This window comes from Lentzea waywayandensis (assembly GCF_900115955.1).
GTDB classification, from domain to species: Bacteria; Actinomycetota; Actinomycetes; order Mycobacteriales; family Pseudonocardiaceae; genus Lentzea; species Lentzea waywayandensis.
Genome location: NZ_FOYL01000010.1, coordinates 350,594 through 363,913 on the forward strand (window position 1 = coordinate 350,594; position 13,320 = coordinate 363,913).

General features: G+C 68.8%; 15 protein-coding genes. 5 read left to right on the forward strand and 10 right to left on the reverse strand.

Features of this window, described 5'->3' with window-relative positions; translation table 11 throughout:
* Positions 1–11: 11 nt before the first annotated feature.
* The 7 genes from BM417_RS33220 to BM417_RS33260 all read right to left on the reverse strand — a co-directional run bounded on the left by BM417_RS33220 (position 12) and on the right by BM417_RS33260 (position 6,833).
* Positions 12–842 carry a helix-turn-helix domain-containing protein gene (locus tag BM417_RS33220; RefSeq protein WP_093602696.1) on the reverse strand — a complete coding sequence of 277 codons (831 nt, stop codon included), beginning with the start codon at positions 840–842 and terminating at the stop codon, positions 12–14.
* A gap of 102 nt (positions 843–944) precedes the next feature.
* A complete protein-coding gene (locus tag BM417_RS48115) occupies positions 945–2,219 on the reverse strand; it encodes a lytic transglycosylase domain-containing protein (RefSeq protein ID WP_407656191.1) in 1,275 nt (424 codons plus the stop codon).
* A gap of 152 nt (positions 2,220–2,371) precedes the next feature.
* Complete coding sequence (locus BM417_RS33240; protein ID WP_245822314.1) at positions 2,372–2,875, reverse strand: DUF501 domain-containing protein; 504 nt, start codon at positions 2,873–2,875, stop codon at positions 2,372–2,374.
* Positions 2,851–3,345 (reverse strand): FtsB family cell division protein, encoded by a 495-nt coding sequence (locus tag BM417_RS33245; RefSeq protein WP_245822315.1) that lies wholly within the window; start codon positions 3,343–3,345, stop codon positions 2,851–2,853. The genes BM417_RS33240 and BM417_RS33245 overlap by 25 nt, the downstream gene beginning before the upstream one ends.
* 12 nt (positions 3,346–3,357) lie before the next feature.
* A complete protein-coding gene (gene eno, locus BM417_RS33250) occupies positions 3,358–4,644 on the reverse strand; it encodes a phosphopyruvate hydratase (protein ID WP_093602704.1) in 1,287 nt (428 codons plus the stop codon).
* 108 nt (positions 4,645–4,752) lie between these two features.
* Positions 4,753–5,610 (reverse strand): hypothetical protein, encoded by an 858-nt coding sequence (locus BM417_RS33255; RefSeq protein WP_218164639.1) that lies wholly within the window; start codon positions 5,608–5,610, stop codon positions 4,753–4,755.
* Positions 5,607–6,833: a cytochrome P450 gene (locus BM417_RS33260; protein ID WP_093602706.1), complete on the reverse strand. Its 1,227-nt coding sequence runs from the start codon at positions 6,831–6,833 to the stop codon at positions 5,607–5,609. The genes BM417_RS33255 and BM417_RS33260 overlap by 4 nt, the downstream gene beginning before the upstream one ends.
* A gap of 15 nt (positions 6,834–6,848) precedes the next feature.
* Here BM417_RS33260 and BM417_RS33265 point away from each other — a divergent pair, with 15 nt between their 5' ends.
* A complete protein-coding gene (locus BM417_RS33265; RefSeq protein ID WP_245822316.1) occupies positions 6,849–7,550 on the forward strand; it encodes an alpha/beta fold hydrolase in 702 nt (233 codons plus the stop codon).
* Here the strand turns inward: BM417_RS33265 and BM417_RS33270 are convergent.
* Together BM417_RS33270 and BM417_RS33275 are read right to left on the reverse strand one after the other, a co-directional pair.
* On the reverse strand, positions 7,535–8,275 hold the full coding sequence (locus tag BM417_RS33270) for an SDR family NAD(P)-dependent oxidoreductase (RefSeq protein WP_093602710.1): 741 nt from the start codon (positions 8,273–8,275) through the stop codon (positions 7,535–7,537). The two genes, BM417_RS33265 and BM417_RS33270, sit on opposite strands and share 16 nt — an antisense overlap.
* Before the next feature lie 50 nt (positions 8,276–8,325).
* Entirely contained in the window at positions 8,326–9,843 is a 1,518-nt protein-coding gene (locus BM417_RS33275) for an AfsR/SARP family transcriptional regulator (protein ID WP_177320725.1), read from the reverse strand.
* Between the two features lie 107 nt (positions 9,844–9,950).
* On the opposite strand from BM417_RS33275, the gene BM417_RS33280 reads away from it, so the two are divergent.
* Together BM417_RS33280 and BM417_RS48120 are read left to right on the forward strand one after the other, a co-directional pair.
* Positions 9,951–10,586 (forward strand): type IV toxin-antitoxin system AbiEi family antitoxin, encoded by a 636-nt coding sequence (locus BM417_RS33280; protein WP_218164640.1) that lies wholly within the window; start codon positions 9,951–9,953, stop codon positions 10,584–10,586.
* Positions 10,579–10,752, forward strand: a complete 174-nt coding sequence (locus tag BM417_RS48120; protein WP_177320726.1) for a hypothetical protein — start codon at positions 10,579–10,581, stop codon at positions 10,750–10,752. Before BM417_RS33280 ends, BM417_RS48120 begins: the two co-directional genes overlap by 8 nt.
* Position 10,753: 1 nt before the next feature.
* On the opposite strand, the gene BM417_RS33285 is transcribed toward BM417_RS48120, so the two are convergent.
* Positions 10,754–11,203 (reverse strand): Lrp/AsnC family transcriptional regulator, encoded by a 450-nt coding sequence (locus BM417_RS33285; RefSeq protein ID WP_093602714.1) that lies wholly within the window; start codon positions 11,201–11,203, stop codon positions 10,754–10,756.
* Between the two features lie 50 nt (positions 11,204–11,253).
* Between BM417_RS33285 and BM417_RS33290 the strand changes: the two genes are divergently transcribed.
* Entirely contained in the window at positions 11,254–12,393 is a 1,140-nt protein-coding gene (locus BM417_RS33290; RefSeq protein WP_093602716.1) for a MalY/PatB family protein, read from the forward strand.
* Between the two features lie 14 nt (positions 12,394–12,407).
* On the forward strand, positions 12,408–13,313 hold the full coding sequence (locus tag BM417_RS33295) for a DMT family transporter (protein ID WP_177320727.1): 906 nt from the start codon (positions 12,408–12,410) through the stop codon (positions 13,311–13,313).
* The last annotated feature ends 7 nt before the right edge of the window (positions 13,314–13,320 follow it).

Sequence of the window (13,320 nt, forward strand, 5' to 3'; positions counted from 1 at the left end):
GGCAGGCCTCCTCAGGCAAGCATGGTGGCGATCAACCTCCTCGATTGTTCCGCATCCAAGGCGTCCTGATCCAACCGCTTCAAAACGTTGGCGTAGCTGTCCAGCGATCCCTTGTCCTCCAGGAAGAGACCGGAGTTCTGACTCTCGATGAAGACCACCGGCTCGAACTTGTGATAGTTGAGCTGGGTGAACGAGCCGGACATCCCAGCGTGCGCACCGATCGCGATCGGCACGATCCTGAAGGTGATGTACTGCCGCACCAGCATCACCTGGATGTGGTTCAGCTGCGCGCGCATCACATCCGGGCCGCCAACAGGCAATCTGAGCGCCTGCTCGTGCACGTAGAAGACGAACTCCCGGCCAGGCCTCAAAATCGACTGCCGGTCGAGCTTCGCCCGGATCAACGAATCGATGTCAGCCGGCTTGATCTTGGCGGACTTCTCGGACGCCGCACGGATGTAGCCGGCGATCTGGAGGTGGCCGGGGACGAGGTTCATCGACCACACGGTGATCTTGCTGGCGAGACGTTCCTGGCTGATGAGCGAGTGCACCTGGTCCGGTACTCCGTCCTCGGGGAACTGGAGCCAGCCCTTCTCCCGGGATTCGCGGTAGAGCGCGACCATGCGCTCGACTTCCGCGTAAGGGGTGCGGCAGTAGGAGAGCAACCGGATCAGCTCGACCTCGGTGATGCCGCCCTTGCCGTTCACCGCGTCGGAGATCTTGGCTTCCTGCCAGTCCAGCAGTTCGGCGAGTCCGCGCTGGGTCATGCCGCTCTGTTCGATGGCGTCGCGGACGCCCTGACCGAACTCCCGGCCCACCACGCTTGAGTTGCGCTTCGGCATGCAGACGAAGCTAGGAGACGAGATCCCCTTCGCTCCAACGTCTCTGCCCGAATCGCCCCGAACGAAGTACGGGTTGGAATCGTTCCAACCCGACACGCCGTGCTAGCTCGCCGTACTCGTGACCAAGCTCTGCGAGGTGGGGGCGGACGAGCTGTTGGCGCTGCTGCTGCCGGCGTTGCTCGTGGACGACTGCGACGCGCCGGTGGACGAGTTCTGCTGCGGCGGCGTCGTGGTTGTCGTCGTCGTGGTGGTTGTCGTCGTGGTCGTGGTGGTCGTCGTCGGCGTCGTAGTGGTCGTAGTCGTGCACGTGGACGGCGGCGTGGTGGTCGACGTGGTCGTCGACGTCGTGGTGGAGCTGGTGGTGCTCGTCGTGCTCGTCGTCGTGGTCGGGCAGTTCGGCGGCGTCGTCGTGGTGGTCGTCGTGGTCGTCGTCGTCGGCGGAGTTGTCGTCGTCGGCGGCGGGGTCGTCGGCGTGCCGGGGTTGTTGTTGCCCGGCGCCGGGTTCTGCGCGTTGTCCCCGGTGGCCGGGAGGTTCGGCAGGATGTCGACGTTCTCGCTGTACTGCTTGGCCCACTTGAGGACCGTCTCGACGTACGTCGTGGAGTGGTTGTAGCGGAAGACGGCGGCGGCTCGGTCGGCCTGCTTCGTCAGGTCTCCGCCGCCGGCGCAGAGGTAGCGGCCGGCGCCCAGGGCGGCGTCGTAGATGTTGTTCGGGTTGACGTTGTTGTCGTCGTTCAGGTCGCCGCCGAAGCTCGCCCACGTCGAGGGGATGAACTGCATCGGGCCGACCGCGCGGTCCCAGGTGCTGTCGCCGTCGAGGCGGCCGCCGTCGGTGTCGCTGATGGCGGCCATGCCGGGGGCGCCGTTGAGGACCGGGCCGAGGATCTTGGGGGTGGCGTCGCCGACGGCGTTCACGCGGCCGCTGTTGGCGTGGTTCGACTCGACCTTGCCGATGCCCGCGAGCAGTGCCCAGTCGAGGTTGCAGCCGGGCACGAGCTCGGCCATCTTGTCCTCGGCGCGGAGGTAGGCCTCGACCATGACGCCGGGGATGTCGTGCACGCCCGGGATGTCGTCGACCAGGCCGCCGTCGTCGAGATCCAGGCCGCCGTCTTCCAGGTCGGCGAGCAGTGCGGCGCTCAGTTCCTCGGACAGCGGCAGGCGGCCGGACGCGCCGAGCTCCGCCGGGTCGCGGTGCAGGGCGCCGAAGACGTCGGCGGGGCCGAGCGAGACGGCGATGTCGTTGTGCTTCGCGAGGTTGACCCAGTCGACGAGCTTGGTGCCGACGATCATCGCCGGGGCGAGCATCGCAGCCAGCGCAGCGACGGCGAAGCCCTTTTGCCTAGGGGTCAACGCCGACGGTCCGCGCAGTTTGGCCATTGCCACGAATTCTCACCTCTCGTGTGTCATCGCGGCTCGCCGTCCTGCAGTTACGGCGAACGCCCCCGTCGGTGACCTGTTCCACCCTGCCCCACTCCGAAGCCTAGGTGTACCCAAGACGGAGTGAAGCGTGCGTTCGGTTCCGTTGACCGTTAACTCGCCGAACATTCACCTGCGGGCCACAGTCCCTGCTCGGCCAGGAGTGCCAGCGCCTCGTCCCCCATGGGGTTGACGCCGGGGCCCTTCGCGAGGGCGTGCGCGACGTGCACGTGCAGGCACTTGACCCGGACCGGCATGCCGCCAGCGGTGACCTGGGTACCCAGCGACTCGATGGCGTCGCGCTCGGCGAGGTACGCCTCGTGCGCGCGCTGGTAGGCCGCGGCCAGATCGGCGTCCACCGCCAGACGTTCCTGCTGCTCCTTCATCAGCCCGCCGCCTTCCAGCGTGCTGACCAGCGAGTTCAGCTTCGGGCAGGTCAGGTAGTACAGCGTCGGGAACGGCGTCCCGTCGGGCAGCCGCGGGTTCGTCTGAACGACGTTCGGGTGCCCGCTGGGGCACCGCGAGGCGATCGCACGTGTCCCGCGCGGCGTGCGGCCGAGCTGCTGAGCGACCGTTTCCAGGTCAGCAGCACTTACTTGTGCGTCACCGATTCCCACAGTTCCTCGTACCAAGACCCTTGTGCCGCCTGCTTGCCCGACGGCCTCTCCGTTTCAGTGTTGCGACTCTCGTCACCCGGCAGTTGCACGATGTAGGGCGTCTCGCCGGGCCGCACCCAGTGCAGCCGCTTGCGCGCCTCGATCTCGACGTACGCCGGGTCTTGCAGTTGCGCCTTGCGCTGTTCCAGTGCGGCGACCGTCTCCCTGAGCTTCTGCTGTTCAGCGCCCACGTCCCGCAGCTCGTCGCGCTGCGAGAGGTAGGTCCGCAACGGGACCGCGATGCTCAGCGCCAGTGCGCACAGCACCATCGCGAACATCGCGGCCCGTCGCGTGCCGGTCATGCCGAACGCGCCGCCCGTGCCCTCACTGCGCCGCGACGGCGCCTTCGGGCGGGGTGGCTTGCGCGCGCGTGCGGGCCTCGCCTCCCGCTCTTCGCGGGGGCGACGGGGACGACGCGCGCGCTCGGCCATGCCTTAAGCCTCTCAGCTCTCCGGCGTGTAGCGCGGGAACGCGAGCTCACCCGCGTAGCGCGCCGCATCGCCGAGGCTCTCCTCGATGCGCAGCAGCTGGTTGTACTTCGCGGTGCGCTCACCACGCGCCGGAGCACCGGTCTTGATCTGGCCGGCACCGGTCGCGACGGCGAGGTCGGCGATGGTCGTGTCCTCGGTCTCGCCCGAGCGGTGCGACATCATCGACTTGTAGCCGTACGACGTGGCCAGCGAGACCGCGTCGAGCGTCTCGGAGAGCGTGCCGATCTGGTTGACCTTCACCAGCAGCGCGTTGGCGGCGCGGCGGGAGATGCCCTCCTCCAGGCGCTCCGGGTTCGTGACGAACAGGTCGTCGCCGACGATCTGGACCTTCTCGCCCAGCTCGGCGGTCATCTGCACCCAGCCGTCCCAGTCGTCCTCGGACAGCGGGTCCTCGATGGAGACCATCGGGTAGTCGCGGACGAGCTCGGAGTAGTAGCCGATCATCTGCTCGGCGGACCGCTTGTTCTTCTCGAACGTGTAGGCGCCGTCGGAGAAGAACTCCGTGGCGGCCACGTCGAGCGCGAGCGCGATGTCACGGCCCGCCCGGTAACCGGCCTTCTCGATGGCCTCGAGGATCAGGTCGAGCGCGTCGCGGTTGCTGCCGAGGGACGGCGCGAAGCCACCCTCGTCGCCCAGGCCGGTCGCGAGGCCCTTGCTCTTCAGCACGGACTTCAGCGCGTGGTAGACCTCGGTGCCCCAGCGCAGGCCCTCGCGGAAGGTCTCCGCGCCGATCGGCGCGATCATGAACTCCTGGATGTCCACCTCGGTGTCGGCGTGCGAGCCACCGTTGAGGATGTTCAGCATCGGCACCGGCAGCACGTGGGCGTTCGGTCCGCCGATGTAGCGGAACAGCTCCAGGCCGGAGCTCGTCGCCGCCGCCTTCGCGACCGCGAGGCTCACGCCGAGGATCGCGTTGGCGCCGAGACGCCCCTTGTCCGGCGTGCCGTCCAGGTCGACGAGCTTCTGGTCGACGATGCGCTGCTCGACGGCCTCGATGCCGACCAGCTCGGGCCCGATCTCGTCGAGCACCGCGGTGACCGCGCGCTCGACGCCCTTGCCGCCGTACCGCTTGGCGTCGCCGTCCCGCAGCTCCACCGCCTCGTGCTCACCGGTCGAAGCACCCGACGGAACAGCCGCACGCTCCAGCGTGCCGTCGTCCAGCGCCACCTCGACCTCGACGGTGGGGTTGCCGCGAGAATCCAGGATCTCGCGTGCTCCGACCTGCTCGATGACCGCCACTTGCGCTCCCTGTTTCTCCTGCGTCTCGTCTCGCGACGAGCCTACTTGGGCCAGGTGACCGGCAGGGGCTCGCCACCGTCGGATCACAGTGGGGCCATCGGCACCGGTCTACTGAATCGTGCCAGAAGCCTCGCGCCGCCCATAGCCCACGTGTCCGCCGGTTTTCGGTGAGGTTTCAGGGAGGGAGGAGCCGTCGAGGCCTTCGTACTCCCCCGTCTCGTCCCGGAAGACGAACTCGGGTGCGGAACGAGCGACCGCGGCGTGCAGGCGGTTCAGCAGCACGTCCTGCGGTGGGAGGTCGAGCGAGAGGAGTTCGGAGGCCTCCGCGGCATCCGCCGTCAAGTCGATGCGCACGCCGCCCGCACAGGTCAGGCAGTCCTGCCAAGAGGGCAGCCCGATGACCAGTTGCAGGGCTTCACGCAGACTGCTCGCGATGAGGCCGGCCTGCCCTTCCGCACTCGCGTACAGGACCTGACGCTCCCACTCGGCGTCTCCGCACAGGTAGAACCGTCCTCCGGCGAAGTCACCGGCAAGCGGTTCGAGCGGAAGTCCGGATTCGATCGACGCGGTGCCTCGGACGCCGGCGCGGCTCACGTCGAACCCGAAGGACGCGAGCACCTCCCGCAGACGCGCGTTGTCGCGCACCGCGTTCAGAAGACCTGCCGTGCGCGCCGCCCAGCTGATGTCCTGGCCGGTCAGCCCGAACTCGCTCACGACCGCACGATGAGCGAGTTCGAGATCGGCGGCCTCGTCGACGTAGACGGCGGTGCCCCTCATCGACGAGTCGACGTACCGCACCAGGCCCATCGTCCCGAACGAGCGCTCCAGCACGGCGAGCTTCAGCGGACCGAGTTCGTCCACGTCTTCGGTGAAGACGATCCCGAACTCCTCCGTCAGCACCTGCGGCTCGAACCGCATCAGCAGCAGCGGGGAGTTCTCCCCGGCCGACCATTCCGAGGTGTTCACGACACCATCTTCACAGGCAGGTGCTTCACGCCGTTCTGGAAGTTCGACCGCAACCTGCTGACCTCCCCGTCGAGCTCCAGCATCCCCGGCAGATCGAGGACCGCGTCGAACACGGCCCGCATCTGCGTCCGCGCCAGCTGCGCGCCCAGGCAGAAGTGCGGCCCGTGCCCGAAGCTCAGGTGGTCGGCCTCCCGCCGCCCCACGTCGAACCGGTCCGGCTCGGTGAACACGCGCTCGTCCCGGTTGGCGGAGGAGAACCAGACGACGACCTTCTCCCCCGCCCGGATCTCCTGCCCGGACAACGAGGTGTCCCGCACGCACGTGCGGCGGAAGTGCATGACCGGCGTCCACCAGCGCAGCATCTCTTCCACCGCAACGGGAAGCAGCGAACGGTCGGCGCGCAGGCGTGCGTACTCGCGAGGGTGGGAGAGCAGGGCGATCATGCCGCCGGGGATGCCGTTGCGCAGGGTTTCGTTGCCCGCCACGGAGAAGAGCCAGAAGAGGTTCTCGAACTCCTCCAGCGAGATGTCCTCCTGCATGAGATTGCTCAGGACGTCTTCAGACGGATGCGCGCGTTTGTACGAGCTCAACGCGTGCGCGTAGGCGTAGAGGTCGGGCATGCCGTCCCGTGCGCGCGGGTCGCGGCCGTCGTCAGGGCGGAGTTGCAACGCTTCCAGCGCCATGTCGGTCATGCCGGCCGTGGAGCTGGACGACAGCGCGTAGTCCGGGTCCTGGAAGCCGATCACGCGGTTGCTCCAGTCGTAGAGCAGCGCTCTGTCCTGGCGGGGAACGCCGAAGACGTCGGCCAGGGTCAGCAGCGGCAGGTCGGCGACGTCGTGCGCGAAGTCCCCGGACAGGCCGGCCACGATCTCGCGGGCGTTCGAGCGGATGCGGTCTTCCAGAAGCGCCACGGCGCGGGGCGTGAAAGCCCTGGTCAGCAGGCGGCGCAACCGCGAGTGCTCAGGAGGGTCCTGGTTGAGCATCATGCGCTGGACGTACGCCAGGTCGTCTGGCGAAGGGTCGCGGATCTGGGTGGCGCCGCGGTGCGAGGAGAAGACGGAAGGCGTCCTCAGGACCGTGCGGACGTCCTCGTGGCGGAAGACGGCCCAGAAGTCGTCGATGCGCACCACGTTCTTCTCACGCAGCCGGGTTAGTGCGTCGTACGGGACTCCCGAGGTATACGTGTCCGGGTCGACGATGAGGTCGGCATCGGTCCTGGGCATAGAACGGATTCTGACGTGCTTCATGTCGAACGTGGTGGAAACGGGCCGATGCTGGTGCTGCTGCACGGGCTGGGCGCTACCGGCGAGGTGTGGCAGGACGTCGTGAAGGACTGGTCCGGCAGCTGGCTCGTGCCCGATCTGCCTGGTCACGGACGAAGCGCGGCGATCGACCGGTACTCGTTCGGTTCGTTCGCGGCGGCCGTCGCGGACGAGATCCCGCGTGAGCCCGTCACGATCGTCGGGCACTCGCTGGGCGGTGTCGTCGGGCTGGCGCTGGCGAGCGGGTGGTTCGGGGTCGAGGTCACGACCTGTGTCGGCGTCGGGATCAAGGTTCAGTGGACCGACGAGGAGTTGCGGAAGGCGTCCGCGCTCGCCGCGAAGCCCGGGAAGGTCTTCGCCACCGAGGAGGAAGCCGTCGAGCGGGCCTCGAAGATGGCGGGGGTGCCGCTGCGGCACGGCGTGTCCGAAGTGGACGGTGGATGGGCGCCGTCGCTGGACATGAGGGCCTTCGGCGTGGGCCGGCCGGACATGGCCGGGCTGATCATGGCCGCGCAGGCCCACGTCGTGCTGGCGGCGGGTGAGAACGACCCGATGAGCCCTCAGGAGCACCTGCGGGAGCTGGTGCCCGAGCCGGTCTCGTTCCCCGGCGCGGGCCACAACGTGCACGTCGAGTCGCCCTCGTCCCTGCGCACCGTGCTGGCTCAGCTCGCGACGTAGCCGCCGTCGGCCGTGATCACCGAGCCCGTGATGAAGCTGGCCTTGTCGGAAGCCAGGAACAGCACGGCCTCCGCGATCTCGTCGGGCTGGCCGACGCGCTGGAGGGGGAGGTCCTTCGCGATCGCCTCGAACACCTCACCAGCTTCCGCCAGGGCCTTGTCGGTGGCGACCGGGCCGGGCGCCACGGAGTTCACGCGGACCCCGGCGGGGCCGAACTCGATGGCCCACGAGCGGGTCAGCGCGTCCATCGCGGCCTTGGAGGCGTTGTAGACGGAGCCGACCGGGGTGCCGACCACGGCCGCGATCGACGAGACGTTGACGATCGAGCCCTTGCCCTTGGCGACCATCGCGGGCGCGAGGGCGGCGGTGAGGAAGTAGGTGCCGCGGACGTTGACGTCGAACACCTTCTGGTAGACGTCGACGGACTGCTCGGGCGTCGGCGAGAACGGGAAGATGCCCGCGTTGTTGACGAGCACGTCGACCTCGCCGACCTCCTCGGCGAGCTTGCGGACGTCGTCGACGCTGGCGACGTCCGAGACGATGAAGTGACCGGTGCCGCCGGCCTGTTCGATCAGCGCGACGGTCTCCTTGCCGAGTTCCGCGCGGCGACCGGTGACGTAGACGGTGGCGCCTGCTTCCGCGAGCTTGACCGCGATGGAGCGGCCGATGCCGGAGGTGGCGCCGGTGACGAGTGCCTTCTTGCCTGCGAGTTCCTTCGTTGACATGTCTACGAACCTGCCGACGCCACATCGTCAGGCCATAAATTCCTGATGAATCAGCTGATCAGCGCGGGTGCGCGCCACCCGAAGTACATCCGCACGAACCTCGGCAGCCGGTACCGGCCGAGCACCAGCGGTTCGATCAGGTGCACGTCGGCCAGTGACTCCAGCAGGAACTCGATCGCGCCGGGATCGGCGCCGGACATCTCCGCCGCCTCGCACACGTCGATCACGTCCGCGTCGCGGCGCGCGAAGCACTGCAGCAGGTGGCGTTCCCGCTCGGTGATCTGCTGGTCCGCCTTGATCATCGGCGCCACCACGGCCATGCAGTCGGACGGAATGGCCTCGCCGAGCTGCGTCTCGCGTTTCATCTGGGCCAGCAGCATCGTGACGGTCCAGTTCGGGCGGCCGGTGAGCTTGCCGCCGAGCACGCGGATGGGGTTCGGCAGGTACGAGACGCGCGCCAGCACCTCGTCCACGACGTCCGCCTCGGCGTCGGCCCTGGCGGGGTCGAGGACTCTGCGGAAGAACTGGTTCGCCTCGGCCTCGGTCAGCCCGGCGAGCTTCACCCAGGTCACGCTGGGCAGCTCGTTCCACCGGCGCAGGCTCGTGAGGATCATGGCCGAGCCCGGGGTGTGCAGGTCCGCGATCTGGGCGGGGTCGTGGACGTCGTCGACGACGATCAGGAACCGCTTGCCGCGCGCCTTGTCCCGCCACAGCGCGGCTTTGTCACCGCGGGGGTTCTCGACGCCGACCGCGCGCAGCAGCTCGTTGGCCACGTCCTTGCCCCGGACGAAGATCTGCCCGTCGGGGTAGCCGTGCTTGGCGAGGTGCGCGACGTGGGTGGCCAGCGCCGTCTTGCCGCTGCCGTGCATGCCGGTGATGCCGACGGTGCGCGGGAGGGTCTGGAGCGCCTGCGCGATCTCGGCCGTGCGGCCGGTGAAGTCGGGCAGGCCGGGCGGCAGCTGCTCGGGCCGGCGCGACAGGTTCAGCTCGCCCCGGAGGATCTGCGCGTGCACTTCGCGCAGCTCGGGGCCGGGTTCGAGGCCGAGTTCGTCGTTGAGCAGGGCGCGTGCCTGATGGAACTGCTCCAAGGCGTCGGCCTGCCTGCCGTCGCGGTAGAGGGCCTGCATGAGGAGAGCGCGCGTCCGTTCCCTGAGTGGGAAGGCCGCGACGTGCTTCTGGAGTTCGAGGACGTCCATCTCGCGTTCGAGCAGGGCTTCACGGCACTGCAGCCGTTCGTTGGCGATCCTGGCGCGCTGGGCCTCGAAGTAGGTGCTGCTCAGGCCTTCGAGCGGCTCGTCGCGGCAGTCGTCGAAGATCTCGGCCCTGAGCGTGTAGCCACCGTCCTTGGACTTCAGGTCCAGCTCGGGGATGGCCTTGCGGATCTTGTACGTGTACGTCCGCAACGCCATGACCGCGCTCGGCGTCGGGTCGTCCCAGACCATGCCGATCAGCTGGTCGTTGCTCAGGCGCATGCCGTTGTTCAGCAGCAACGCCGCCAGCACCGCGCGTTGCTGGCGCGGCCCCAGGTCGATCTCCTCGTCGTCTCGCCAGGCTCGTACCGGACCCATCAGTGAGAAGCGCAGGCTCATGCAACGTGACAACGCCGCCGGGCATTCCCCGCATGCCCGAACGAAACGAGTACTATGAACGTAGGCTCCAAGCCTACGGAGATCGTATGAATGACCGCGTCACCATCCCGACCACACTCGCCAGGCGAGAGAACAAGGTGCTGCGTCCGAGGGATGCGGGAGACGTGTACGCCCACCCTCGCAGCGAGTTCGAGCGGTTGCTCGAGCAGGCGGTGCTCAGCCGCATCAGCACCGGCTACTACGCGCTGGCCCCGATGGAACGGCTGGGCGATCCACGATGGCGCCCGGATCTAGCGGCGGTCGCGCTCGGCGTGGCCCAGGCCGACTACGGCAGGGATGCCGTAGCGCTCATGAGCATCACCGCGGCCCGTCGGCACGGCGCCCTGCCGCGCGCCATCGGCACGGCGGTCGTCGCCGCACCCAAGCAACGGCCCGTGCTGCGCACCAACGTGGGCGACGTGGTCTTCGTGAAGCGCGACGTACGCCGCCTTGACCTCGAACGCGTGGAAACCGATCTCACGGCGGGGTGGATGACCACGCCGGAGCAGACGGCGCTCGACGTCGCCGCTCGCCCCGGGCTCGGCGGAATCGACGAAGCCGAGGCCGAGTCGATCCTGCGAGCGCTCGCCCGGAAGATCGACTGGACGGTCACCGAGAAGCTCGCACGCGATCAGCACAGACCGGCGGCGCTGGCACGGGTGAAGGGGGCGGCGGGTGCTTGAGCGCGCGGAGCCCGTCGCGGTCGCCGAACTGGGTGCGCTGACACGGGAGGCGGCCGACCTGGTCCGCGACGCGACGGGTGCCTCGGTGCAGAGGTACGAGTTCGCCGCGCTGCCCTCCCCACTGGACTGGCAGTCGCAGACGTACGCGACGGCTCTCGGCTGGTAGCTCACGGGTTGGCCGGCAGCGGGCGCGGCTCGATCACCTGCTTCATCACGATCGTCGACGTCAGCCCGCGCACCCCGGGCAGCTTCGCCAGCGTCTCCTCGTACAACCGTTGGTACGACGCGAGGTCCGCGGTGACGACGCGCAGCAGGTAGTCGGGGCTGCCGAACAACCGTTGCGCCTCCACCACGTTCGGCACGTCGACCAGCGCGCGGTCGAAGTCGTCCATGGTGTCCAGCCTCAGTTTGGCGAAGACGAGCGCCTCGAAGCCGAACCCGAGGGCGGCCGCGTCCACCACGGCCCGGTAGCCGTGGATGACGCCGTCGCGTTCCAGCTCGCGCAGGCGCCGCTGGCAGCGCGAGATGCTCAGCTGCACGCGCTGGGCGAGGTCGGTGACGGTGATTCGCCCGTCGCGCTGTAGTTCAGCAAGAATTTTGCGGTCCACGGCGTCCATGAGCAAAGAACGCAAACACCTTGCCCGCGAGTTCCCCTAGCTTTTGCTGCATGACCAGTGCGAACCCGTTACGTCAGCTGACCCTCGACCAGCTCAGGCGCCGGACCAGCATGAAGTGGCGCCACTACCCCGAGGACGTGCTGCCCGTGTGGGTGGCCGAGATGGACGTCCCGCTCGCCGAACCCGTGGCGCGCGCGATCATCGAGGCGGTGGAGCGCGGCGACACCGGCTACCCCAACGGCACCGCCTATGCCGAGGCGCTCGCCGAGTTCGCGAAGACGCGGTGGGACTGGGCGCCCGCGGTCGAACGGACGAAGATCGTGCCGGACGTGATGATGGGCGTCGTCGAGATGTTCCGGCTGGTCTCCCACCGGGACGCGCCCGTCGTCGTCAACAGCCCGGTCTACCCGCCGTTCTTCCAGTTCGTCGAGTCCCTGGGCCGCCAGGTGGTCGAGGCACCGCTGGACGCGCACGCGCGGATCGACTTCGCCGTGCTGGAAGCGGCGTTCGTCAAGGCGGGCAAGGGCTCGGTCTACCTGCTGTGCAACCCGCAGAACCCGACCGGCACCGTGCACACCGCCGCCGAGCTCGAAGAAGTCGCACGGATCTCGCGAGCACACGGCGTACGTGTTGTGGCGGACGAGATCCACGCTCCGCTCACGGCCGAGGGTTTCGTGCCGTACCTGAGCGTCGCGGACGACGGGCTGTCGCTGATGTCGGCCTCCAAGGCGTGGAACCTCGCCGGGCTCAAGGCCGCGCTCGCCATCGCCGGTCCCGGCGCGGCCGACGATCTCGCCCGGCTGCCGGAGGAGGTCGGCCACGGGCCGAGCCACGTCGGGATCCTCGCCCACACCGCGGCGTTCCGGCACAGCGTCGACTGGCTGGACGCCCTGCTGGACGGGCTGGACGAGAACCGGCGACTGCTCGCCGGACTGCTGGCCGAACACCTCCCCGCCGTCCGGTACACGCCGGGCCAGGGCACCTACCTCGCCTGGCTGGACTGCCGCGAGCTCGGCGACGACCCCGCCAGGACGTTCCTCAAGCGCGGCAAGGTCGCGCTGAACTCCGGCATTCCGTTCGGCACGGGAGGCAAGGGCTTCGTGCGGATGAACCTCGCGACCTCGCCGGAGATCATCACCGAGGCGGTCCACCGGATGTCCAAGGCGTGGAACGAAACCCTCGCTCCGTAGCGGCGAGGCTGGTAGTGCTGGAGTCCGTGCGGATCAAACCCGGCTTCGCGGCCACGACGGTGCTGGTCTGGGCGTCCGGCTATCCGGTCGGCGCCCTCGCGGTGGCCGTGGCGCCGCCGTTCCTGATGACCACGATCCGGTTCGCCATCGCCGCCGCGCTGATGGCGGTCGTGGCCCTGGTGACGAGCGCGAGCCGGCCGCGCGGACGGCAGCTCGTGCACACGTGCGTGGCCGGGTTGCTGGTGCAGGCGTGCCAGTTCTCCGGTGTGTACCTCGGGCTGCGGATGGGTGTGCCGGCTTCTGTGACCGCGTTGGTCATCTCGTGCACGCCGGTGCTGACGGCCGTGGTGGCCGCCCGGGTGTTCCGTGTCCGAATAGGACTGAGGCAGGTCGCCGGGCTGGTGCTCGGGGTCACGGCGGTGCTGGCGGCGTTGTGGGACCGGCTGGGGTCGTTCGGGACCGGTGCGGTGTTCACGGTGCTCGGCATGCTCGGGTTCGTCGCGGGTGGCGTGTACCAGCAGAGGTTCTGCCGGGACACGGACTTCCGCAGCGGCAACGCCGTGCAGCACGCCGTGTCGGTGCCGGTCGTCGGGTTGCTGGCCCTGACCGAGAGCTCCCCGGTCACGGACTGGCGGCAGCTCTGGCTGACCCTCGCGTTCCTGGTGCTGGTCAACTCGATGGGCGGCGCGTCGCTGTTCCTGGTCGGGGTGCGCAGGGGCGGCGCAGCGGCGATGACCACGCTGTCCTCTGTGGTCCCGTCCGTCACGGCGTTGATCGCGTGGCCGTTGCTCGGGCAGGTGCCGACGGCCGGGGTCGTGGCCGGACTGGTGCTCGGTTTCGGAGCGTGCTGGCTCGGCACTGCCACTCATTCAGGTTCTGTCGCCCGGACGGCAGTCGAAGAACCGGCAGGCGATAGGTAACGTTGAT

Excerpts from the sequence above, each read along its gene's own strand:
- BM417_RS33220 (WP_093602696.1), bottom strand. The coding sequence starts at position 842 with ATGCCGAAGCGCAACTCAAGCGTGGTGGGCCGGGAGTTCGGTCAGGGC.
- BM417_RS48115 (WP_407656191.1), bottom strand. The coding sequence starts at position 2,219 with ATGGCCAAACTGCGCGGACCGTCGGCGTTGACCCCTAGGCAAAAGGGC.
- BM417_RS33245 (WP_245822315.1), bottom strand. The coding sequence starts at position 3,345 with ATGGCCGAGCGCGCGCGTCGTCCCCGTCGCCCCCGCGAAGAGCGGGAG.
- BM417_RS33260 (WP_093602706.1), bottom strand. The coding sequence starts at position 6,833 with ATGCCCAGGACCGATGCCGACCTCATCGTCGACCCGGACACGTATACC.
- BM417_RS33270 (WP_093602710.1), bottom strand. The coding sequence starts at position 8,275 with ATGTCAACGAAGGAACTCGCAGGCAAGAAGGCACTCGTCACCGGCGCC.
- BM417_RS33275 (WP_177320725.1), bottom strand. The coding sequence starts at position 9,843 with ATGGGTCCGGTACGAGCCTGGCGAGACGACGAGGAGATCGACCTGGGG.
- BM417_RS33280 (WP_218164640.1), top strand. The coding sequence starts at position 9,951 with ATGAATGACCGCGTCACCATCCCGACCACACTCGCCAGGCGAGAGAAC.
- BM417_RS33285 (WP_093602714.1), bottom strand. The coding sequence starts at position 11,203 with ATGGACGCCGTGGACCGCAAAATTCTTGCTGAACTACAGCGCGACGGG.
- BM417_RS33290 (WP_093602716.1), top strand. The coding sequence starts at position 11,254 with ATGACCAGTGCGAACCCGTTACGTCAGCTGACCCTCGACCAGCTCAGG.